Raw genomic sequence first — 21,284 nt, forward strand, 5'->3', positions numbered from 1 at the left:
CACCCTCCCCTGGCCCCGGCGCCGATTCGGCGGGTCGAGCGTGTTCCAGACGGTTCCGGCATTGAATCAGTATTGGCATCCGTGGCTTCTCGGCGCCCGCGCCGAAGGGTACGCGGTACTCGGGGACGAGAAGTGGGACCTCGACGGCGCACAGGTCTACGGCGAAAAGAACTGGGGTAAAGGCGGTTTCCCTGAATCGTGGTGGTGGGGACAGGCGCAGGGATTCGCCGATCCCGAGGCGTGTGTGGCGTTCGCCGGCGGCCAGGTGCATTCCGGCCCCCTGCGTACCGAGGTGACCGCCGTCGTCGTGGCGCTGCCGGGCGGACCGGTGGTGCGACTGGGCAATCCCGTGACCTCGCCCGTGCGGGCCACCGTCACGGACGAGACCTGGTCGCTACAGGGACGGAACCGCCGGTGGAGTATCGAGATCGAGGCGGCCTCACCCATCGGATCGGCCCACGTACTCCCGGTTCCGCTGCCCGCCGAGCGGCGCAACGTACCCGGGGCGATCGAACATCTCGCGGGATCGATGAGTGTCACCGTGCGTGAGCGCGGGAAGACGGTATGGTCCGGCGAGTCTCGGCTTGCCGCACTCGAGCACGGCGGTCTCGACCGGGCCCGAGCCGAACTGGACCGGCGGGGAGCGGACTCCGCCGCCACGGACGGACCCCCCTTGCTCTGACGGGCCGTGTGCGAACCGGGTTCGGGTTACCCCGCCGCTCGTCGCATGGCGGCGAGCGGGTCGGAGTACAGCGAACTCAGCGACACCACCCCGGCTGCGTGCGCCTGCACCCGGTTTCCGAACCCCGTGATGCGGATGTCCTTGCGGGGCAGGGTCGACGACCGAGCGAATGCATCGGCGACGTGCGGCACCGCGGCCGGGTACTCGGTGAACGCCTGACCACCGAGGATCACGCGGTCCGGGTTGAACAGATCCCGGAGCATCCCGACGGTGCGCCCGAGGACGGTGGCCCGCTCGACGAGCAGATCGTGGGCGGGCGCCGACCCTGCCCGCGCGAGGCGATACACGGCCTGGACGGTCGTCTCGTCGCCGTCGCCGAGAATCCCGTCGGCGCGCGCCCGTTGTGCGACCGCGTGGTCGCTCACCGTCGCCTCGAGGCAGCCGGTGGCACCGCAGGCGCACGACGCGGACGAGCCGGTGGGCAAGTGCGATATCGACCCGGGCCCACCGGCCGGCGTGTGCACCTTGCCGTCGAAAGTGAGGGCGACGCCGGCCGTTTCCCGTGCGTAGAAGTACAGGCTCGTGCCCTTGAGGTCGGCGGCGTCGCGGTCGCGGGTCAGAAGAAGTTCCGAGGCCGCCATCGCCTCGACGTGTGCGGCGACGGACACCGGCAGACCGAACCCACCCCCGACAACCGCACCGACCCGCGCACCGGACCATCCCAGGCGAGGGTGGTCGGCGAGCCCGGTCACCGAATCGACGCGGCCTCCCAGCGCGACGCCGACCCACAGGGGCGTCCGACGGTGCCAGCGGGCCGCAAAAGCTCTGGCGCTGGCGGTGATCGACGCGAGCGCGAGGTTCTGGTCAACGGTCGGGGTCGGCACCTCGACGGCCCCGATGATGCGCCCGCGCAGATCGCTCGCGACGATGCCCGTGGTCACGGCACCGATGTGGATGCCGACGGTGAGATACCGCTCGTGATCGACCTCGACCGGCACCCGGGGGCGGCCGATCGCACCGGACTCGACGAGGTCGGCGCGTTCGCGCAGCAGGCCCGCGGCGAGGAGCGCCGAGACCTGGCGGTTGACGGTGGCGATGCTCGACCCGGTGACCTTCGCGATGATGTCGCGGGAGATCGGGCCGCGCTGGGCGGCGACCCGGAAGACCGAGGCGCCCGTACCGTCGGCGATCTTGAGATCGGGTGGAACGATCCTGACCTGCTGCGAGGTGCGAATCGTAGTGCGGCTGCGGGCCGGTGCGACGGTGCGCGAACCGCTACGTGGTGCGGACGGGCGCGGAGAGAGAAGTGCGGACGGGGAGAGAGTGGGAGCGCTCACTGCTGTTCCTTGCTGCTGGCCCCGGGCGTGATCGGCATCCGGGAAGGGCGAAAGACGAAGGTCGACGCACCGAATACCGACGACGTGTGGCCACGTCCGGTGAAGAGATCCGTGAGAACGGGATCAGGATCGGCGCGGAGTTACTTTCCGCAGCAGCGACAACAGAGTTCGCGCGCCAGAGGCAGCCGTGATCCCAACGCGGCGGTCACGTATGTGACGCGCGGAGTGGAGCTAGGGCCGACCGACATGGGCCCAAACTTATAACCAGAACGAACCTGTGTCCAGTTGCGCGGCAGGCCAGGGGGTCGGTGCCACCCTCCAGCAGCTCGAGGGCATGATGGTTTCGTGAACTTGCGCTGCGTCGTCCTGGCCGATGAACCTTCGCTGGAGGAGGCCATGTGGGCGATGCCGAGTTCGTGGCCCGAGTTCATGCTCCACGACCCGATCGGCAACGGCTACTACGCGGCGCTCGACCTGTTCGCCGAGCACGTGCTCGTCTGCTTCGACGAGACCGGCGATGTCGTCGCCAAGGCGTTCTCAGTGCCCTTCCACCTCGACGGTGGTGATCTCCCGGCCGACGGCTGGGATGGGGTGGTCCGCCGCGGCCTGGCGGGCCGGCTGCCCGGCGGCCGTGAGCCGAACGCCGTCTCCGCTGTCGAGATCGCGGTCCGGCCGGACATGCAGGGCCACGGCCTCTCCTCCCAGGTGCTGGCAGCGCTGCGCGACAACGCCCGCCGCCTCGGGTACGCCGAGCTGGTGGCACCGGTACGGCCCAGCGGCAAGACCGACCCGCACCAGCCGATGACCGAGCACGCCGCGGCCGTACGCGCCGACGGACTGCCCGCCGACCCGTGGCTACGGGTGCACGTGCGCGCCGGAGGCAGGATCGACCAAGTGGCGTCGCGCTCGATGGTGATCCCAGGGACGCTCGAGGAGTGGCGTGCCTGGACGGGCCTCGCCTTCGACCGGACCTGCCCGGTGGAGGTGCCGGGCGCGCTCACGCCCGTCTACTGCGACGTCGAGAACGGCACGGCGGTCTACGTCGAGCCGAACGTCTGGGTGCGGCACCGCACGGGTGCCTGAGCGGTCGGTTCAGGTCGTTGCCGAGGCGGCGTCCCCGTCCGGGGACCCTGCGGGGTGCACAACATTACGATCGGAGCCATGACCATCTCCCCCGATTCCCGCATCGCCGTCGTCACCGGAGCATCGTCCGGCATCGGCGAGGCCACCGCACGCACCCTCGCCGCCCAGGGGTTCCACGTCGTGGTCGGAGCACGCCGACTCGACCGGCTCGAGCGACTCGCCGACGAAATCGGTGGCACCGCACTCGAACTGGACGTCACCGACGAGGATTCCGTCGATGCCTTCACGACCGTCATTCCCCGTGTCGACGTCCTGATCAACAACGCGGGCGGCGCGAAGGGACTCGCGACGGTCGCCGAAGCCGACGAGGACGACTGGCGCTGGATGTGGGAGACCAACGTCCTCGGCACGCTGCGGGTCACCAAGGCGCTCATCCCCAAGCTCATCGCCTCCGGCGACGGGCTCATCGTCACCATCACCTCGGTTGCGGCGCTGGAGGCGTACGACAACGGCTCGGGGTACACCACCGCGAAACACGCCCAGGCCGTACTGCACCGGACGCTGCGCGGCGAACTGCTCGGCTTGCCCGTGCGCCTGACCGAGATCGCGCCCGGCGCCGTCGAGACGGAGTTCTCCTTGGTGCGCTTCGAGGGCGACCAGGAGCGTGCCGACAAGGTGTACGAGGGGATCACCCCCCTCGTCGCTCAGGACATCGCCGAGATCATCGGCTTCGTGGCGTCACGGCCGTCGCACGTCAATCTCGATCAGATCGTCGTCAAGCCACGTGACCAGGCGAGCGCAGGACGTTTTCACCGCACCACGGAGTAGTCCGGCGGACCGAGTCCGCTTCAGATCTCACAGCCGACGGTGACGGGTTCGGGGTGCAGGCGCACTCCGAACACGTCCTCGACGCGATCACGGATCTGCCGCGCGAGCGCCAGGAGATCCGCGGTCGTCGCGTCGCCCCGATTGGTCAGCGCGAGAGTGTGTTTCGTGGATAAGCTCGCGGGCGCCTCCGGCCCGGGAAATCCCTTCGCGAATCCCGCGCGCTCGATGAGCCACGCCGCCGACAGCTTCGTGCCCCCGTCCGCGGGGTACTGCGGAATACGAACGTCCGGTCCGACGCGAGAAGCGATCGCCTCGAGCACTCCGCCGAGGCGCTCGTCCGGCACGACCGGATTGGTGAAGAACGACCCGGCACTCCACGTGTCGTGGTCGGCCGGATCGAGCACCATGCCCTTGCCGCGCCGCAACCCCAGCACGTGGTCGCGGACCTGTGCCGTGGGTCTGCGTTCACCTTGCTCCGCGCCGAGCGCGACCGAGAGTTCGCGGTACCCGAGCGGTGCACTCATCCCGTCGGCGCGCACGTCGAGTTCGATTTCCAGGACGACGGCGTGGTCCGAGTGCTTGAGAATGCTCGTCCGGTAGCCGAGTCCCAGAGCGGCGGGCTCGACCCACCCGGTCTCACCCGTGCGACGGTCGAGCAGCCGCACCCGGCGCAGGAGCGACCCGACCTCCACGCCGTAGGCACCGACGTTCTGCACCGGTGTCGCACCTGCGGATCCGGGAATCCCCGACAGGCACTCGAGCCCGCCCACTCCGGCGGTCACGGCCGCCTCGACCACGGCGTCCCATACAGCCCCGGCGTCCGCGCGCACCACCGACTCGGTCACGGTGATCTCACCGGTCGCGATGCGCACCACGACACCGTCGAAGCCGTCGTCACCGATCACCAGGTTGGAGCCGCCGGCAAGCAGCAGAACAGGCACCTTCTGCTCGTCGAGGAGGCGGATCACCTCCACCAGCACGTCCGTGGAGGTGCATTCGACGAGGTACTCGGCGGGCCCTCCGAGACGCAGCGTCGTCAAGGTGGACAGCGGTACATGTTCGGAAATCACGGCCCCCGCGTCGGCGAGCCGTGCCCTGAGTCGTGGATCGAGCACCTGCAAACGGTAGCGTGCCCCGCATGGGCAGCCCTATCGACCACTCTGTGACCTACTCGTTCTCGCCGGCAGCGGTGCACGCGGCGTTCGTCGACCCGCAGTACTGGCACACCCGATTGACGGAGGTGGGCGGGCCCGGCGCAGCAGTGGAGTCGGTCGAGACCGGCGACGGCACCATCGACCTCACGCTGCAGCAGGCCATTCCGGCCGAGCAACTGCCGAGCGTCGTGACGAGCATCCGGCCGGGCGACCTCGTGATCCACCGCCAGGAGTCGTGGGGTCCGCTCACCGGTGACCGCGCGCAGGGCACGTTCTCCGCACGGGTCGACGGCATGCCCGGACACGTGGAGGGCACCTTCACCCTCCAGGGCGACGGCAACGAGTCGATGGTCGTGATCGAGGGCCGGGTCGAGGTGAAGATCCCTTTCCTGGGCTCCAAGATCGAAGGTCTCATCGTCGACGAACTCGTCGGCCTGTTCACCGCGGAACAGACCTTCACCGCGTCGTGGCTCGAAGGCGACCGCTCTGCCTGACGGTCCGACCACGATTTCGTCGTAGCCTGGGCCGGGCGGTACCCTGACCTGCCGTGTCCCGGCGTATCGACTACTCTGCCCGCTTCCCGTATCCACCGGAGCGGGTCTACGGGGCGCTCGCCGACCGCGACCACTGGGAAGCGCGCACCCGCGAGATGCGCAAATACTCCGAGAATCACGTCGAGGAATTCACGGTTTCCGAGAGCGGCATCCACGTCGTGCTGCACCATGTCATCCCGCGTGCCGATCTTCCCGATCTTGCCCGGACCGTCATGAAAAAAGACATGGTGATCACCCGGACGGAAAGCTACGGCCCGTTCGGCGAGTGCTCTTCGGGACGCTACGAAGCGTCCGTGCCGGCCGGCCCCGGGCGACTGACCGGCACGATGGACCTCTTCGGTCACGAGGACGGGACCACCCTGCGCACCACGTCCGAAGCAAAAGTCCATCTGCCGCTCGTCGGCGGAAAACTCGAAGACCTGATCTTGACCAATCTCGTCGAGGTGTTCGCCGTCGAAGCGGCGATCACCACCGACTGGCTCGGCCGGCAGTAGCCCGGGGGTGCGCGGACAGCGCCCGGTCGGTGTCGTCACTCGCGGCACCACCGGGATCAACAGATTGCGGCGCAGCGACCGCTGGGCGATGCACGACCCCACCGTTGTGGGCGCGCTCGCGGAGGCAGCCCATCCCCTGGTGGTCGATCTGGGTTACGGCGCGATGCCGGTCACCACGCTGGAGTTCGCGGCCCGTCTCCGGACGGTGCGCCCCGATGTGCGCATGGTGGGCCTCGAAATCGATCCCGACCGGGTGGTACCTGGGCGCGACGGGGTGGAGTTCGCGCGTGGCGGGTTCGAACTCGCGGGACTACGCCCGAACCTCGTGCGCGCATTCAACGTGCTTCGGCAGTATCCGGAAGATGCGGTGGATTCGGCCTGGGCACAGTTACGAGCCGGACTTGCCCCCGGCGGGCTGCTCATCGACGGAACCTGCGACGAACTCGGCCGCCGTTGCGCGTGGGTCCTGCTCGACGAGGACGGTCCGCTCTCGCTGACCCTGGCATGGAGTCCCTTCCATGTGTCCACGCCGTCGGATGTCGCCGAACGACTCCCGAAGGCCTTGATCCACAGGAACATCCAGGGTGAAGGCATCCACGAGTTGTTGCAGGCAGCGGATCGGGCATGGGCCACGGCCGCTCCGTACGCATCCTTCGGCCCTCGGGTTCGGTGGCGCGCGACGCTCGAGCATCTCCGCGAGCAAGGGGTGCCGGTGCAGGCGCAGCGCCGTCGCATGCGCGATTGTGTGCTGTCGGTGCCGTGGAGTGTCGTCGCCCCCGCGATGGCCCCGGTGTAAGCGAGACTGCTGCCGGTCAGCCGGCGGACAGCAATGCGAGTGCGATGCGATCGGCCACGGTGGCGGGCTCCCCTGCGACCGCGGCGTGCAGTTCGTCGGAGTCGACACGCCCGAGTGTGATCGCGTCTCCCACGAGTTCGTCGAGCACCTCCTGCGACACTCCGCCGGCCGCGAGGTCCACAGCGGTCCGCGCGGGCGTCGTGACACGGAAACATCCGACGACTTCGCAGTCCCGGTCCGACAGCACCCGATGGTGCAGCGCCAGCCGGTTGCTCGGGACCGTGCGCTGATCCAGCGTGGACAGGTGCAGGAAGCGTGGCTGCAGGTGCCCCATGCCGTGCAGGTCGGCGGCGCTCTGGTGTGAGACGACCGCGGCGCCTTCGTACCAGGCACACCACCGTGCGAATTCGTCGAACTTCGTCTGCGGACTGTCGCTCATCCGAAACAGGTCGGTGTCGATCCGGATCCACAGACCCGCTTCGATGCGGGGCCGGAAGCCGTCGGTACCGATGCCGTTCCCGGTAGCCTGACGCGCGGTGAAATACCCGGCCTGAGCCACGGCGAGCTGCCGCAACAGGCTGTCGGGATCGACCTGCCCGGATGCGCCGCTCTCTGAATCCGCCCACCCTGTCATGGTCGCCAGCCTACCGAACTCCTGTGGTGTAGCTCACAGATTCGGGCCAACGAGTGTGCGTGTGCTCATAGCTTCCTCAGACTTGTGCTGAACAATCTCGACCATGACGCAAAGGAACCGCACCCGACTCGTCACGATCGCCGTCGTTCTCGTCGCCGCCCTCGTCGCGGTACTCGTGGGCGCCGAGGTCTACGTCCGCAATCGCGCCACGACCTGCCTGGCTCAGTCGTTCGAGAGTGAACTCGGTACCGGTGTGGACGTGGACCTGAGCTGGAAACCTGTCCTGTTGCAGCTCGTCGACAAGCAGGTTCCGTCCGTCACCCTCGACAGCGACGACACCGCGTTCGGCCCAGCCGAGGAGATGCAGGTGCACGCGGTCGTCCGGAACGTGGACCTGCGAGAATCCGCGGAGGGTGCCGGCACCATCGGAAGCTCCAGCGCCGAGGTCACGTGGCCCACCAGCGGCATCCTCGCGACCGTGCAAGCGCAGTCGGTGGGCGGACTGGTCAGCGATGTCACCGCCGATCCCGCCGCCGGGACGCTGACGTTCGTCGTCGGCGGGGACGGTCTCGCGGAATTCACGGTGCGGCCCACCGTGACCGACGGAGCGGTCGCCGTCCAGACGGTCGACGCCTCGGTTCTCGGCTTCGGGTTGCCGACCTCGCTCGTGGACGGGATCGTGGAGATCCTGACCTCGGGGCTGCAGCAGTACCCGCTCGGGATGAAGGCGACCGCTGTGTCCGTCACCGACGCCGGCGTCGAACTCACCCTCGAGGGCGGCAGTTACGTGCTCCCGGAGAACCCGGAAGGAGCGCAGCAGCAGCAGGACCAGGGTTCGTGCGGCGTGCTCGTGTAACAGGCGGTCAGTCGGGCAAGCCGTCGAGGACGGCCCGGCTCCCCGAGAGCCCCAGGCGCGTCGCGCCCGCTTCGATCATGCGGACGGCGGCGTCCGCCGTGCGGATTCCGCCGCTCGCCTTGACACCGAGACGGCCACCGACCGTCTCCGCCATCAGCCGCACAGCGTGCTCGGTGGCACCACCGGCGGGGTGGAAACCCGTCGAGGTCTTCACGAAGTTCGCTCCGGCATTCGCGGCCGCGCGGCACACCTCGACGATCGCCTCGTCCGACAACGCAGCGGATTCGATGATCACCTTGAGCACTGGATCGAACCCGATCGCCTCGCGCACGGTGAGAATGTCCGCGAGAACCGCGTTGTAGTCCCCTGCCACAGCCGCGCCGATGTCGATCACCATGTCGACCTCGCGGGCCCCTTCCTCCACCGCGAGCCGGGCTTCCGCCCCTTTGATCAGCGAGTGGTGCTTGCCCGAGGGGAAACCGGCGACGGTCGCGATCACCAGGCCCTCGGCACGGAGCGGAAGCATCGAGGGCGACACGCACACCGCGTACACGCCGAGTTCCCGGGCTTCGTCGACGAGGGCGCGCACCGCCTGCGACGACGCCTCCGGAGCCAGCAGGGTGTGGTCGATCATCGCGGCGACCCGCGAGCGGGTGAGCGTGGTGTCGGACATGACGCCAGCTTTCCACACCGCAAAAGAGGTTGCCGGTCACGCGCGGTGCGGCCAGACTTGCGGGGTGATCATTCGCCGGGAACTGCCGTCGGACTCGGGTGCTGTGTACGAGGTTCATCGCCGGGCCTTCGCCGCCGTCACCCCGCCCGGCCTCGTCCCGGTCGAGCCCGGCCTCGTCGACACCCTCCGCACCGGTCCCCACTGGCTGCCCCCGTTCTCACTGGTGTGCGAGCACGCGACGAACGGCATCGTCGGTCACGTCTGTGCGACCCGCGGCGATGTCGGCGGGTATCCGGCCCTCGCGCTGGGGCCGATCGGGGTACTCCCCGACATGGCGAGGTTCGGGATCGGTTCGGCTCTGATGCACGCTGTGCTCGGTGCTGCCGACGCGCTCGACGAGTCGATCGTCGTGTTGCTCGGCCACCTCGACTACTACCCGCGGTTCGGGTTCGTGCCCGCGGCGGATCTCGGGATCACCCCCGACGTTCCGGAATGGGCGTCGCACCTGCAGGCGCGCCCGCTCACCGGCTACCGGCCGGAGATGACGGGCGAGTTCCGGTATCCGTCCGCGTTCTACGAACTCGGCGGGGCAGGGTCGTGAACACCGAGGAGAATCGTCCACCCGATACCGGGGCGAACCACCCGGATGGCAGCGGAGTCGCCGAGACCGCGCGCACGTTCGATGCCGCGAGCACCGACTTCGAGATACTCACGCCCACCTTGTGGGGACCGGCCGGCCAGGCGCTCGTCTTCCAGCTCGGAGTCGGTGCCGGGGACACCGTCCTCGACGCCTGTTGCGGCGCCGGCGCGTCGGCTGTTCCCGCCGCGATGGCGGTCGGGCCCACCGGGCGGGTACACGGTGTCGACCTCTCCGACGACCTGCTCGAGCGCGGCCGCCTGGTCGCCGAGACCCGCGCCCTGACCAACATCGATTTCGTGTGCGCCGACGTCACCCTGTGGGAAGCGCCCTCCGACGTACCGGAAGCCGGTTACGACGCCCTCGCGATCTCCTACGGAGTGTTCTTCCTCCCGGATATGGACGCCGCGTTCTCACGGCTCGTGGGCCTGGTTCGGCCCGGTGGACGCGTGGGGGTCACGGTATGGCGGGCGGACGCGATGAGCGACCTGCGGGACGCGGTCTTCGAGGTCGCCGCCCGGCACTCCCCCGAGTTCGCCGAGCGCGCGCCGCAATACGACCGCTCACCGCTGCGCCGCATCGACACCTCGACCGCACTCGAGACGTGGCTCGCCGCCGCCGGTTCCCACTCGGTCGAGGTCCGGACGTTGTCCAACCTGATCCCGGCGACCGAGGACCTGTGCTGGGCGCTCGTCGCGGGCACCGGATGGCGGATGGCATTGTCCGGATTGGATGCGGGGCAGGTGGACTCGGTGAAGCAGGACCTGGCCGAGACGATCACCGCGCGGGGTATCCACACCGTCGACGCCACTACTCTCGTCGGCACCGCGACCGTCCGGCGCCCTCCGCCGCCGATGTGAGGCCGAAGGACCCCGTCCGCGGAAAACGGATTCGGGGCACCTGAGAGAATCGGATCCATGACGCTTGCTTCCTCGACCGACAACCGCCGCTACGTCCTGACCTTGGGCTGCCCGGACACAACCGGGATCGTCGCCCGGATTTCGACCTTCCTCGCGGACGTCGGCGGTTCGATCATGGAAGCGGCGTACCACGCCGACCAGGACAGTGGCTGGTTCTTCACACGCCAGGCTGTGCGCGCCTCGTCGATCCCGTTCTCGATCGAGGAACTGCGCGCCCAATTCGCCGCGGTCGCCGAAGCCATTGGCCCGGAAACCGAATGGACACTCTCGGACACCGGCAAGCGCAAGCGTGTCGTGCTTCTCGTCAGCAAGGAAGCGCACTGTCTGCACGACATCCTGGGCAGGGTCGCGGCCGGCGAACTCGAAGCCGATGTGTGCGCGGTCATCGGGAATCATCCGGAACTCGAGTCCGTCGCGCGTCGGCACGGCATCGATTTCCATTACGTGTCGTTCCCGAAGGACCCCGCCGAGCGGGGACCGGCGTTCGAACAGGTACGCAAACTCGTCGACGCCCACGATCCGCACGCGGTGGTGCTCGCTCGCTTCATGCAGGTGCTGCCGCAGTCGCTGTGCGAGCACTGGGCGGGTCGCGCGATCAACATCCACCACAGCTTTCTTCCGTCGTTCATCGGCGCTCGCCCGTACCACCAGGCGTTCACTCGCGGCGTGAAGCTGATCGGGGCGACCTGCCACTACGTGACCGCCGAACTCGACGCCGGGCCGATCATCGAGCAGGACGTCATCCGGGTCAGCCACAGCGACAGCGTCAACGACATGGTGCGCCAGGGCCGCGACGTCGAGAAGCTCGTGCTCGCCCGCGGATTGCGCTGGCACCTCGAGGATCGAGTTCTGGTGCACGACAGCAAGACCGTGGTCTTCAGCTGATTCCGGCCGTCCCGGCGCTCGCTTCCGCCCCTCGGCGCCGGCCGCTCAGCCGACGAGCGCCTGCGCCTTCCCCACGAGATGCAGCAGTTCGTCGTTGACGCGGTCGATCGCCTCGACCGAACTCATGTGGCCCACACCGTCGAGCACGACCAGCCGCTCGAGGTTGCCTGCTTCTTCGAGTACGGCGGCGAGTCGCCGGGCATGGACGGGCGGGGTGAGGCGATCGGCGGTGCCCACGAGGACGGTGGTCGGCACCGTGAGGTTCTGCAGGCCCTCGTGGATGTCGAGTGCACTGAGTGCGTGTCCCCAGCCGCCGCGGGTGCGCGGCGGGCAGCCGAGCACGATCTGCTGGCAGAAGGCCACTTCCGCGCCGCTCGCGTTCGGCGACAGCGCGATGTAGCGCAGCGCCCGGGTGGTCACGGACGATTCGACGAGCGGAACGGTCGCACCCATCACGCGCCGGGCGACCGGCACGGGCACCTTGGGAAAGCGCTGGGGTAGCGGCACGATCGCCGAATCCGCGACGAGATTGTCGGTGCCGGTGCTTGCCAGCAGTACACCGGCGACGCGACGGTCGACCTGGTCGGGATACTTCTCGGCCCACGCGATGATGCTCATGCCGCCCATGCTGTGGCCCGCGAGGATCGCTGTGCGCCCGGCCGGCACGGTGGCGTCGAGCACCGAGTTGAGGTCGTCGGCGAGCACGTCCGCTCCGAGAGGCCGTGCGCCCGCGTCGCTGTTGCCGTGGCCTCGCTGATCGTAGACAACCACCCGGTAGTTCTCCGCGAACGCGTTGATCTGCGGAGTCCAGTACGCCGCGTTGCACGTCCAGCCGTGGCAGAAGACCAGGGTCTGCGCCTCGGGATCCCCGTAGGCCAGTACATTCAGGCGTGCCCCGTCGTCGGTCTGGACCTCGATCGTGTCCGGCTCGAGGGACGGGGGCGAGAGAAGCGCGTGCGGCGAGACGTCTTCCGCGCGGACGACGGTGCGTCGCCGCCGCCGTGAGGCGGCCGCCCCTGCCGCGACTCCGACGGCGAGTGCCACTCCGGCTGCAATCGGCCACGTCGTACGGGACGGCTTCTTCACTGATCGTTCTCCTGTTGTGTTGTCGTGCGGGTGCGGTGGTGTACCGGGCGCCAGAGGGCCGGGCCTCAGAGGACTGTGTCTCAGAGGACTGTGTCTCAGAGGACGTGGGCCTTGCGCAGCAGAAGTGTCGACGGGCCGCCGACCAAGCCCACCTCGTCGAGGAACTCGATCGTGCGGCGGGTCCCGAGCCGCAGCCTGTCCTGGTAGTGGGTGTTCGCCCGCGCTGCGGCTTTCGCCTCGGCGACGTCCAGTCCTGCTGCGGCGTACACGCGGTCGTTCACCAGGCTGGTGACGACGAAGTAGGCGCTCACACCGAGATGGAGACGGATCCACGCGCGCTCGAGCCGTGTGGCACGCCCCGCTCGGCGCCGTGTCTCCTCGCGGGCGTAACGGATGTGCCGTGACTCCTCGACGACGTGGATGTGGCTGACCGTGCGGGTGAGTGGCTGAACCCGTTCGTCCCGCATGAAGTCGCGCTGCATCATGTCGAGGATTTCCTCGGCGAACAGGGTGCCACCGTAGGCGAGGGCGCCGTTGGCCACCGCTTTGAAGATGCGCCCGCCTTCCCGGATCCAGCGCTTGGGCCGGTACGAGGGCACGCCGAACCGCTGTGCCGACCGCGCGAACATCACGGAGTGCCGGCATTCGTCGGCGATCTCGGTGAGCCCGAACTGGACGTACGGCGTCGACGGGTCGCGGCGGTAGAGATCGCGTACGAGCATCTGCATGAGGATCATCTCGAACCAGATGCCCGTACCGGCGATGCTCGCCGCTTCATGGTTGGTGAGAGTGATGCGCTGTTCCTCGGTCATGCGTTCCCACAGGTCGGTGCCGTAGAGGCTGCACCATTCGGGGGTCATGCCGTATCTGCCCTCGAGGATGGGGGCGTCCCAGTCGATCTCGAACGCCGGATCGTAGGACAGTCGCGCGGACGACTCGAGAAGCCGCTGCGCGGTCTCCTGCCGTTCGGCGTCGTGCGTGTTGTCGCTCGTCGCGGCAGCGGCGTGGGTGTCGCGTGCTCGGTTCGTGCGGGTGAGAGTCATGGCCGACCGCCTCGTCTCGGAGATTTACCCGTTACTCGAAGTGTCATTATCTGGATCACACTTGTCAAGGCACGAGCGGTCCTGAGCGACCGGGAGCGGTGACCGAGCGGGCTACCAGCGGCGGCGCTGAACCTCTTCGACGCGCGGCCGTACATCCACGAGGTACACGCACACCGCGACGACCGCGATGATGCCGAGCAGGCCGACAGCGCCGAACAGGATCAGCACCAGCAATGCTGCGACCAGGATGCCGAGCCATACGGGCTTGGTGAGCTTGTCGACGGCGGGAAATGCTTCCTTGGGCTGGCGAACAGCATGGAAGAGCGCGAACCCGGCTCCCGCGATCGCGATGACCTGCAGTACGAGGATGATCAAACCGGCGAGAGAATCGACATTCGTCACTCCCCCAGTCTACGAGAACCGGGGGGGCGCCCGGGGGGGGGGGGGGCCGCGGGCCCCCCCCCCCCTCGGAACGGGCCGGCCGTCAGGAGCCGCTGGACTTGCGCGGCGCGGCCTTCTTGGCGGGCGTCTTGCCTGCGGGACGAGCAGGAGCCTTGGCCGCCGGCTTCGCCGGAGCCTTCGCGGCCGGCTGTGCCGGGGCCTTCGCGGCCGGCTGCGTGGGAGCCTTCGCGGCCGGCTTTGCCGGAGCCTTCTTCGCGGGCGTCGTGGTGACGGGCGTTACCGGCTCGGGCGCCACCGCATCCTCGACCGACTCGGTGATCTCATCGGCGGTCTTGCCCACCTCGGACTTCGCCGAGTCGACGCGGTTCGCGGCGTCGGATCCGGCCTCTCGCGCCTGATCTCCGAGTTCGAGCACCCGGAGCGCGGCTTCGTCACCGGCGTCGGAGATGGCTTCGCCGACGCCTTCGCTGGTGTCGGAGATCCGGCCGGCCGCCAGACCCGCGAGCTTGGCAGCCTGTTCGCCGACCGCACGCGTCTGGCGCGCCACTGTTCCCAGCGTTTCTTCGGTGAGCTCGACGGCATCTCCGAACGCTGCCTCGGCCCGCTCGAGACCTTCTTCGACGGCGGGTTGCTTGCGGAGGCGCTCGATGGTCTGCTCGCCACGCTCCGCGAGAGCGGTGTAGAGGTCGGACGCCACCTTGAGGTACGCCTCGGCCACGCTGCGCAGCTCGTCGGCGGTGAATCGCTCTCGCAGCTCTGCGATGTCTTCGGGGAGTTCGGAGGGCAGACCCGCGAGGCGTTCCCGGAGGGACTCGACGGTCTCGGTCAGGTCGGCCGGAAGGGTGTTGAGCTTCTCGCGCGCGGTCCCGACGCGGTCGTTCACGTCGACCTGTGCGTTTTCGGCGCGCTCGCGAACCTGCGCGACGACGTCGGCCACCGCGTGCACGACGGCATCGCCTGCGCCGACGGCCGCGAAGAGTGAGGTACGGATTGCTGCGTTCGGATCGGTCATGTCAGTTCTCCTCGTCGAAGTCTGTCTGGTGCCGGATGTCGCTCCCGGCTTCTGGTGCCGTCTCGGTGAGAGCCGCCTGGTTCTCACGGCAGAACGAGTCGTAGATGTCGAACAGAACTTGCCGCTGCCGCTCGGTCAGGAGCGGATCTCCCAGAAGCGCATCCCGAAAGGCACTCTGGGGCCGGTCTTCGAGAATTCCGGCCCGCACGTAGAGCACCTCGGCCGACAACCGGAGCCCCTTCGCGATCTGCGCGAGCACTTCGGCCGAAGGCTTGCGCAAGCCACGCTCGATCTGACTCAGGTACGGGTTGCTGACGCCGGCCAGCTTCGACAGCTGCCGAAGCGAAACCTGCGCTCCTTCTCGCTGCGCCCGAATGAAGCTTCCGATGTCCTGCGCAGCAGAATTCACCACGCGTGCCGCGATATCCCCCGGCCCGGCGCTGCTTCCGTCCGCGACACCGTCGCCGGTGTCGGGGCGGTCGCTCGGGTTTCCGGTACTGCTCGGGCTCACTGCACTGCTCGCACGCTTGCCGGTGCCCGGGCGGGGGTCGTCTCGACTGTCATCGGTGGACACGACTCTCACGGTACGCACGGGTGCTAGCTGTAGCAAGCACTCTGCTAGCAAGTGACCGGCATCACGCGAAGAGCAGCTCCGAGATCGTGTAGATCGCGAGACCCGCCAAGGAACCGACCACGGTGCCGTTGATGCGGATGAACTGCAGGTCCCGGCCCACCGCGAGTTCGATCTTGCGACTCGCTTCTTCCGCGTCCCAGCGCTCGACGGTCTCGCGGATCACCGAGGTGATCTCGTCGGCGTAGTTGGACGCGACGAAGCGCACCGCGTCGAGCAACCAGCCGTCGACCTTCGTGCGCAACTCGTGGTCCTCCCGCAGCCGGACACCGAGCGCCATGACGTTCTCGGCGACCTTCGTGCGCAGCGTGCTGTTCGGATCGTCGACCGAATCGAGAATCATCCGCTTCGCGGTACGCCACGTGGCGCCCGCCAGCTGGGTCACTTCGTCGCGGCCCATGATCTCGGCCTTCACCTTTTCGGCTTTGGCGATCGTCGCCGGGTCGCTCTGCAGGTCACGTGCGTAGTCGGCGAGGAACTTGTTGACCGCCAGGCGCACTTCGTGGTCCGGGTTGGATCGGACCTTCCATGTGAACTCCACGAGTTCACGGTGGATCCTCTCTCCGAGCAGCAGGTCGACGAACTTCGGCGACCACGACGGGGAATCCCGGCTGATGACCCGGTCGATTGTTTCCTGGCTGCCCATAGCCCACTGGTGTGCGCGTTCGGCCAGCATCTCCACCAGGGGCAGATGCCGGTTCTCTTCGACGAGTTCGGAGAGCACGCGCCCGAGCGGCGGTCCCCATTCCGGTTCCGCGATCCGCTTGACGATCGTGTTGTCGATGATCTGCTGGATGTCGTCCTCGCGCAGCACACCGACCACTCCACGCAGGACCGTGGAGGTTTCCTTCGCGACGCGCTCCGCGTGCGCCGGTTCGGCCATCCATGTCCCGACACGCAGGGGAATCTGCGCCGATTCGACTTTCGCCGAGACCACCTCGGGCGCCAGGAAATTGGTGCCGACGAACGAACTCAGGCTCGCGCCGAGCTGATCCTTCTTCTTCTTGATGATCGCGGTGTGCGGGACGGGAATGCGCATCGGATGCCGGAACAGCGCGGTGACGGCGAACCAGTCGGCGAGCGCGCCGACCATCCCGGCCTCCGACGCGGCGCGCACATACCCCACCCACGGACCCGCCCCGCGGGTCTCCTGCCATCGACAGAACAGGTAGATGACGGCAGCCACGACCAGGAACCCGGTTGCGACCGTCTTCATCCGGCGGAGGTCGCGGCGTTTGACGTCATCATCGATATTCATGAACTGCACCCCTCGATTGTGCCCAAGTTCTGCCCTGCGGGCGCGAATGCGCGACGCATGACCGGTGCGGGCGAGGCGCTCACCGTAGACTGAGCCGACGATCGAACCGAACGGATGTGCCGCACAGTGTCAAGCAACCTGCCCCAGACGCCTTCGTCCTCCCGCACCACCGAGGACCTACCGACGAAGCAGGACGGCCGTAAACGCCGGTGGCACGAACACAAGATCGCCCGGCGCGAGGAGCTCGTGGACGGCACCATCAACGCCATCCGGGCGCGCGGGCACGACATCGGCATGGACGAGATCGCGACCGAGATCGGTGTCTCCAAAACCGTTCTGTACCGGTACTTCACCGACAAGAACGACCTGACGAGCGCGACGATGATGCGGTACGTCGAGACGATTCTCGCCCCGCGCATCTATGCCGCTGTCGCCGAGGATCTCGACGAATACGCACTGACCCGAGTGGCGATCTCGGCGTACGTCGAAACGGTCGGCACCGATCCCGAGGTCTACCTGTACGTCATGTCGAACAGTTCGTCTGCGAGCCGTGACGTGGTCGCCGACTCCGAACGGATGATCGCCGAACTGGTGGCGACCGTCCTCGGTGAGCGGCTTCGTCTGCTCGAAATGGACTCGGGCGGGTCGGTGCCCTGGGCGTACGGCATCGTCGGTTCGATCCAGCTCGCCACGCACTGGTGGATTTCGAACAAATCGATGACAGCCGAGGACCTGATCGACTACCTCACGATGATGGTGTGGGGCGGCATCACGGGAATTGCCGCAGTGGCGGGTTCGCCGAAGCGGTTCAAATCCCAGCCCCATCCGCTGCTGCCCGAGGATCCGGCGCGCTGAACGGACATCCCCCGAACCGCTTTACTGTTACCAAGAGTTGCACGTATAGTCCGGGGCATGTCAGAGCCTGATACCGACCACGACGACGCCGCCGGCTACCGAGGGCCCGCCGACGTCGTGGTGGCCGACGAGCGTGCGACGATCGACGTGCAACTGTCGGGCCGCTTCGATCCCCTGCTCGGCCGCCATGTGTGGCGCGGCAGGCTACGACGCCTCGCGGAGTCGCTCCCGCCCGGAACCGAACTCCGTCCCGGAACCGAGGTGACCATCACGGTGCCCGGATCCGACGGGCCGGCAGTCGCCCGCATCACCGAAACGGACCTGTGGGGCAGTCACATGGTCGACGGCATCTCCAGGCCGCCCTACGGAGACCATCCCGCCTGATGCCCCGCCGTATGGCAGGCTCGTCGCATGGGAACGAAAAACGAAGCGCCCTGGCACACTCCGGTGGTCAAGGCGTTGCGAGCAGGTCCCGGAACCCGCGTCGCCGAACTCGACACGAACAGCACACCGGGATTCGACGGTGACAAGGCCCTCGGGGAACGCCTCCTCGAGGAACGCGGCGCGGTCCTGTCCGACCTGCAAGGAAAGCTGTTCGCCAACGGACGCGGCGGAGACCCCCGGTCGGTGCTGCTGATCCTGCAGGGGATGGACACCGCAGGCAAAGGCGGCATGGTGCGCCACGTCATCGGCCACGTCGATCCCCAGGGAGTCGACCACACCGCGTTCGGAGTCCCCACCCCCGAAGAGAAGCGCCACCATTTCCTGTGGCGCATCAACAAAGCCCTTCCCCGAGGTGGCCAGCTCGGCGTGTTCGACCGGTCGCATTACGAAGACGTACTCGTCGCACGGGTGCGATCCCTCGTTCCCGAGAATGTCTGGCGCAGGCGGTACGACGAGATCAACCAGTTCGAGCGGGAGATCACCGACACCGGAACCACCATCGTGAAGGTGGCCTTGTTCGTCTCGCTCGACGAGCAGAAGAAGCGGCTCACGGAACGGCTCGAGCGACCCGACAAGTACTGGAAATACGACCCGTCGGACGTGACCGAACGAGCCGTCTGGCCGCAGTACCAAGAGGCCTACCAGGACATGCTCGACAAGACGAACACCGACCTCGCGCCGTGGTACGTCATTCCGTGCGACCGCAAGTGGTACAGCCGTATTGCCGTCACAGAGTTGCTGATCGACGCGTTCGAGCGGCTCGACCTGGACTGGCCCGAACCGACATTCGATATCGAGGTCGAGAAACGGCGACTCGCGGAGGCCTGACCGGCCACCGCGAGTTGTCGTTGCACGTCAGAAGAGGTGAGGCGTGTCGAGGTGTTTCCTGCGGTCTCGCCGGACGGTTCCGGCCATCATTCCGACTGCCAGCGCCAAGGCCACGAACACCGCGACGGTGCTGGCCAGAGCCCCTGCCTCGTGGCCGCTGCCCGCGGCGAACAGCGCCAGGGCGATCATCAGTACTGCGATCAGCACCAATCCGTATCCGACCCACGCGACAAAAAGGTTGAGCTTCATGGCCGAACTCCCTCCCAGCGGGTGGTGTCATCCGTCCCCGCCGACGCTACCCGCGCGTGAGCGAGGTCACAAGGTGGCACCATACGATCGTATGTACGCTCCGCGCTCTGCGCTCCCCCCGGTCGCCCCGTGACCACCCCGGACGACACGGGTGACCCCGGTTCCAGGTTCGGTCGCGAGGCGGTAGGCCCGGACGGGCGCAACGAGACGCCCATCGAACGCCTCGACCGGAACTGGTCGAACCTCCTCCAGGAACTGCGGGTCGTGCAGACCGGCGTCCAGGTGCTCACCGGCCTGCTGCTCACCCTGCCGTTCCAGGCCCGATTCGACGACCTGTCCACATATCAGTACGGCGTCTACCTCGTGACGTTGCTCGCCTCCGTCTTCGCTACGGTGTTCCTCGTCGCGCCCGTCGTGATGCATCGCATTCTGTTTCGCCGCGGACAACTTCCGCGACTCGTTGCCACCGCGCACGTGTTCACGCTCGCCGGCATCGTCTTTCTCGGTGTTGCCCTCACCGGCGCAGTCGTCCTCGTGGTCGGAATCCTTCTCGGTGACATCGTCGCCCTCATCATCGGAGGAGTGACCACCCTGCTGTTCGTATGGGCGTGGTTGCTGTACCCGTGGCGGTTCCGGGTCCGTTCCCGGCCACACAGCCCGATCGACGGGTCCTGAGCCTCGCTGTCGTCGGCGCGCCGGTTCCTGGTGAGCGCTGTCAGTCCGCGTCGCGCAGCACGTCGTAGCGAAGCACCGCGAACTCTCCGTTGCGATCGAGTTCTCTCAATCGCATCTCGACGTGCCGCGGCAGCAAGGGTTTACCCGCACCGATCGTCACCGGAGCAATGGAGACGATCACTTCGTCCAGCAGACCGTGCTCGGCGAACTGGCCCGCCAGATCCCCGCCACCGACCATCCACAGGTCCCGCCCACCGGCCGCGTCGGCCATCTCGGCGTAGACCTCGCGGACGTCGCTCTGCGTGAAGCGGATGTCCCCCGGCCCGTTCGGTCCGCTCGCGACGGGAAGGTCACCTCGGTGCGTGAACACCCAGCACGGAATGTCGTACTCCCATTTGTCGACTCCCTCGTGGTCGAGCACCCAGCGATAGGTCGTGGATCCCGTCACCATCGCTCCGATCCCCGCGATGAACTCCTGATACCCGGCAGGGCCTCCCTCGTCGGTCTCTCGTGAAAGCAGCCAGTCGAGCGAATCATCCACTGTTGCAAGGAAACCGTCGAGAGTACTTGCGGTGAAATAGCTCATGCGGGTCATGGCATGGTCCTTTCCGATCCGGGTGCGAAGGCGGCAGAAGTGAAGTGCCAGTCGAGGGGATCGCCGTGGTCGACGCTGCGGCCGGCGGCGCGGAGCATGTGACGGACGAGTTGCCTCCGATGCGCCGAGAACGTGAGCACGTGTGCGACGACTCCACCGAGGACGAAGCTCTGCGGCGGTTCACAGAGTGCGTCGATCAGCCGGTCGCCCCATGCTCCGCGGCGGTCGATGTCCCGCACGGCGTCGGCCCATCTCGTCGCGACCTCGTCGAACCGGCGGAGGAGGGATTCCGGGTCGTGCCCACCACGGTCGGGTTGGTCGTCTCCCGCCATCGATGCGAGCCAGATCTCCTTGGTCCACACGAGATTCCCGAGCACGCGTCCGATCGACTCCTCCGGACCGTCCCATTCGAGCACCACGAGTCCGGGAAAACGATTGCGCTCGTATTCCGGCTCGTCGAGTTCTCGGGCGAGTTCGAGCAGCGCACGCGTGTCGTCGAGGTCGTGATGCACGAGGTGCGCCACGACCTCCGAGCCGGAATGCCTCCCGGCGGAGACGGTCCCGTCCTCGAGCCACAGGTTCATGGGCGGGTGGAAATGCACTCCGTTCGGTGCCGTGAGCCAATGAGCACGACCGTCCTGGGGGGGGGGGGGGCGGGGGGGGGCCGGGGGGG

Annotated in this window: 27 protein-coding genes; 14 read left to right on the top strand and 13 right to left on the bottom strand. The window is 67.8% G+C overall.

Going from position 1 to position 21,284, the window contains the following annotated elements; translation table 11 throughout:
• Positions 1 to 682, top strand: a 682-nt coding sequence (locus tag TVH25_RS14485; protein ID WP_422424584.1) for a tocopherol cyclase family protein, incomplete at its 5' end; no start/stop codon positions are given.
• 26 nt (positions 683 to 708) lie between these two features.
• Here TVH25_RS14485 and TVH25_RS14490 read toward each other — a convergent pair.
• Entirely contained in the window at positions 709 to 2,019 is a 1,311-nt protein-coding gene (locus TVH25_RS14490; RefSeq protein ID WP_169651284.1) for an ROK family protein, read from the bottom strand.
• A 345-nt stretch (positions 2,020 to 2,364) separates the two neighbouring features.
• Here TVH25_RS14490 and TVH25_RS14495 point away from each other — a divergent pair, with 345 nt between their 5' ends.
• Together TVH25_RS14495 and TVH25_RS14500 are read left to right on the top strand one after the other, a co-directional pair.
• Entirely contained in the window at positions 2,365 to 3,102 is a 738-nt protein-coding gene (locus tag TVH25_RS14495; protein WP_169619375.1) for an N-acetyltransferase, read from the top strand.
• A gap of 78 nt (positions 3,103 to 3,180) precedes the next feature.
• On the top strand, positions 3,181 to 3,930 hold the full coding sequence (locus tag TVH25_RS14500; protein ID WP_169619372.1) for an SDR family NAD(P)-dependent oxidoreductase: 750 nt from the start codon (positions 3,181 to 3,183) through the stop codon (positions 3,928 to 3,930).
• Between the two features lie 20 nt (positions 3,931 to 3,950).
• Here the strand turns inward: TVH25_RS14500 and TVH25_RS14505 are convergent, their stop codons facing one another.
• Positions 3,951 to 4,997: a UDP-N-acetylmuramate dehydrogenase gene (locus tag TVH25_RS14505; protein WP_296549651.1), complete on the bottom strand. Its 1,047-nt coding sequence runs from the start codon at positions 4,995 to 4,997 to the stop codon at positions 3,951 to 3,953.
• A 71-nt stretch (positions 4,998 to 5,068) separates the two neighbouring features.
• Here TVH25_RS14505 and TVH25_RS14510 point away from each other — a divergent pair, with 71 nt between their 5' ends.
• Genes TVH25_RS14510 through TVH25_RS14520 form a run of 3 tightly spaced genes read left to right on the top strand, consistent with a single transcriptional unit; the run spans position 5,069 to position 6,928 of the window.
• Positions 5,069 to 5,578 (top strand): DUF2505 domain-containing protein, encoded by a 510-nt coding sequence (locus TVH25_RS14510; protein ID WP_169619370.1) that lies wholly within the window; start codon positions 5,069 to 5,071, stop codon positions 5,576 to 5,578.
• A gap of 53 nt (positions 5,579 to 5,631) precedes the next feature.
• On the top strand, positions 5,632 to 6,132 hold the full coding sequence (locus TVH25_RS14515; protein WP_378528535.1) for a DUF2505 domain-containing protein: 501 nt from the start codon (positions 5,632 to 5,634) through the stop codon (positions 6,130 to 6,132).
• A 7-nt stretch (positions 6,133 to 6,139) separates the two neighbouring features.
• Positions 6,140 to 6,928 (top strand): class I SAM-dependent methyltransferase, encoded by a 789-nt coding sequence (locus TVH25_RS14520; protein ID WP_169651285.1) that lies wholly within the window; start codon positions 6,140 to 6,142, stop codon positions 6,926 to 6,928.
• A gap of 16 nt (positions 6,929 to 6,944) precedes the next feature.
• Here TVH25_RS14520 and TVH25_RS14525 read toward each other — a convergent pair whose 3' ends face one another.
• Entirely contained in the window at positions 6,945 to 7,562 is a 618-nt protein-coding gene (locus TVH25_RS14525; RefSeq protein ID WP_169619364.1) for a type IV toxin-antitoxin system AbiEi family antitoxin domain-containing protein, read from the bottom strand.
• A gap of 103 nt (positions 7,563 to 7,665) precedes the next feature.
• Between TVH25_RS14525 and TVH25_RS14530 the strand changes: the two genes are divergently transcribed.
• Positions 7,666 to 8,418 (top strand): DUF2993 domain-containing protein, encoded by a 753-nt coding sequence (locus TVH25_RS14530; RefSeq protein ID WP_169651286.1) that lies wholly within the window; start codon positions 7,666 to 7,668, stop codon positions 8,416 to 8,418.
• Between the two features lie 7 nt (positions 8,419 to 8,425).
• On the opposite strand, the gene deoC is transcribed toward TVH25_RS14530, so the two are convergent.
• Positions 8,426 to 9,091, bottom strand: a complete 666-nt coding sequence (gene deoC / locus TVH25_RS14535; RefSeq protein WP_169651287.1) for a deoxyribose-phosphate aldolase — start codon at positions 9,089 to 9,091, stop codon at positions 8,426 to 8,428.
• 64 nt (positions 9,092 to 9,155) lie between these two features.
• Here deoC and TVH25_RS14540 point away from each other — a divergent pair, with 64 nt between their 5' ends.
• From TVH25_RS14540 to purU, 3 genes are read left to right on the top strand one after another with little or no spacing between them, the layout of a single operon-like run.
• A complete protein-coding gene (locus tag TVH25_RS14540; RefSeq protein ID WP_169651570.1) occupies positions 9,156 to 9,692 on the top strand; it encodes a GNAT family N-acetyltransferase in 537 nt (178 codons plus the stop codon).
• Positions 9,689 to 10,588, top strand: a complete 900-nt coding sequence (locus tag TVH25_RS14545) for a class I SAM-dependent methyltransferase (protein ID WP_422424589.1) — start codon at positions 9,689 to 9,691, stop codon at positions 10,586 to 10,588. The genes TVH25_RS14540 and TVH25_RS14545 overlap by 4 nt, the downstream gene beginning before the upstream one ends.
• Positions 10,589 to 10,645: 57 nt before the next feature.
• Entirely contained in the window at positions 10,646 to 11,533 is an 888-nt protein-coding gene (gene purU, locus TVH25_RS14550) for a formyltetrahydrofolate deformylase (RefSeq protein ID WP_169619356.1), read from the top strand.
• A 45-nt stretch (positions 11,534 to 11,578) separates the two neighbouring features.
• Here purU and TVH25_RS14555 read toward each other — a convergent pair whose 3' ends face one another.
• The 6 genes from TVH25_RS14555 to TVH25_RS14580 form a co-directional block, all read right to left on the bottom strand.
• Positions 11,579 to 12,619, bottom strand: coding sequence for an alpha/beta fold hydrolase (locus TVH25_RS14555; RefSeq protein ID WP_169619354.1), 1,041 nt, complete (start codon positions 12,617 to 12,619; stop codon positions 11,579 to 11,581).
• Positions 12,620 to 12,714: 95 nt separating this feature from the next.
• On the bottom strand, positions 12,715 to 13,662 hold the full coding sequence (locus TVH25_RS14560) for an AurF N-oxygenase family protein (RefSeq protein ID WP_422424592.1): 948 nt from the start codon (positions 13,660 to 13,662) through the stop codon (positions 12,715 to 12,717).
• Positions 13,663 to 13,773: 111 nt separating this feature from the next.
• Complete coding sequence (locus TVH25_RS14565; protein WP_169619351.1) at positions 13,774 to 14,064, bottom strand: DUF2516 family protein; 291 nt, start codon at positions 14,062 to 14,064, stop codon at positions 13,774 to 13,776.
• 82 nt (positions 14,065 to 14,146) lie between these two features.
• Positions 14,147 to 15,076 carry a heparin-binding hemagglutinin gene (locus TVH25_RS14570; RefSeq protein WP_169619349.1) on the bottom strand — a complete coding sequence of 310 codons (930 nt, stop codon included), beginning with the start codon at positions 15,074 to 15,076 and terminating at the stop codon, positions 14,147 to 14,149.
• A gap of 1 nt (position 15,077) precedes the next feature.
• Positions 15,078 to 15,587 (bottom strand): helix-turn-helix domain-containing protein, encoded by a 510-nt coding sequence (locus TVH25_RS14575; protein ID WP_422424601.1) that lies wholly within the window; start codon positions 15,585 to 15,587, stop codon positions 15,078 to 15,080.
• Between the two features lie 124 nt (positions 15,588 to 15,711).
• A complete protein-coding gene (locus tag TVH25_RS14580) occupies positions 15,712 to 16,965 on the bottom strand; it encodes a DUF445 domain-containing protein (RefSeq protein ID WP_206036429.1) in 1,254 nt (417 codons plus the stop codon).
• A gap of 114 nt (positions 16,966 to 17,079) precedes the next feature.
• On the opposite strand from TVH25_RS14580, the gene TVH25_RS14585 reads away from it, so the two are divergent.
• Genes TVH25_RS14585 through TVH25_RS14595 form a run of 3 tightly spaced genes read left to right on the top strand, consistent with a single transcriptional unit; the run spans position 17,080 to position 19,092 of the window.
• The gene (locus TVH25_RS14585) at positions 17,080 to 17,820 is read left to right on the top strand and encodes a TetR/AcrR family transcriptional regulator (protein WP_169619345.1); all 741 of its coding nucleotides are present in this window, start codon (positions 17,080 to 17,082) and stop codon (positions 17,818 to 17,820) included.
• A 57-nt stretch (positions 17,821 to 17,877) separates the two neighbouring features.
• Positions 17,878 to 18,204, top strand: coding sequence for a DUF4873 domain-containing protein (locus tag TVH25_RS14590; protein WP_169619343.1), 327 nt, complete (start codon positions 17,878 to 17,880; stop codon positions 18,202 to 18,204).
• A gap of 27 nt (positions 18,205 to 18,231) precedes the next feature.
• Entirely contained in the window at positions 18,232 to 19,092 is an 861-nt protein-coding gene (locus tag TVH25_RS14595) for a polyphosphate kinase 2 family protein (RefSeq protein ID WP_422424595.1), read from the top strand.
• 27 nt (positions 19,093 to 19,119) lie between these two features.
• Here TVH25_RS14595 and TVH25_RS14600 read toward each other — a convergent pair whose 3' ends face one another.
• Positions 19,120 to 19,341 carry a hypothetical protein gene (locus TVH25_RS14600; protein WP_169619340.1) on the bottom strand — a complete coding sequence of 74 codons (222 nt, stop codon included), beginning with the start codon at positions 19,339 to 19,341 and terminating at the stop codon, positions 19,120 to 19,122.
• Positions 19,342 to 19,554: 213 nt separating this feature from the next.
• On the opposite strand from TVH25_RS14600, the gene TVH25_RS14605 reads away from it, so the two are divergent.
• A complete protein-coding gene (locus TVH25_RS14605) occupies positions 19,555 to 20,016 on the top strand; it encodes a DUF6328 family protein (protein ID WP_296549649.1) in 462 nt (153 codons plus the stop codon).
• 40 nt (positions 20,017 to 20,056) lie between these two features.
• Here the strand turns inward: TVH25_RS14605 and TVH25_RS14610 are convergent, their stop codons facing one another.
• Together TVH25_RS14610 and TVH25_RS14615 are read right to left on the bottom strand one after the other, a co-directional pair.
• On the bottom strand, positions 20,057 to 20,611 hold the full coding sequence (locus TVH25_RS14610; protein ID WP_296549642.1) for a dihydrofolate reductase family protein: 555 nt from the start codon (positions 20,609 to 20,611) through the stop codon (positions 20,057 to 20,059).
• The coding region (locus TVH25_RS14615) for a DinB family protein (protein ID WP_422424598.1) at positions 20,608 to 21,284 on the bottom strand (677 nt) is incomplete at its 5' end. The genes TVH25_RS14610 and TVH25_RS14615, both read right to left, overlap by 4 nt.

The organism is Rhodococcus sp. 7Tela_A2, from assembly GCF_049311045.1.
GTDB lineage: Bacteria > Actinomycetota > Actinomycetes > Mycobacteriales > Mycobacteriaceae > Rhodococcus.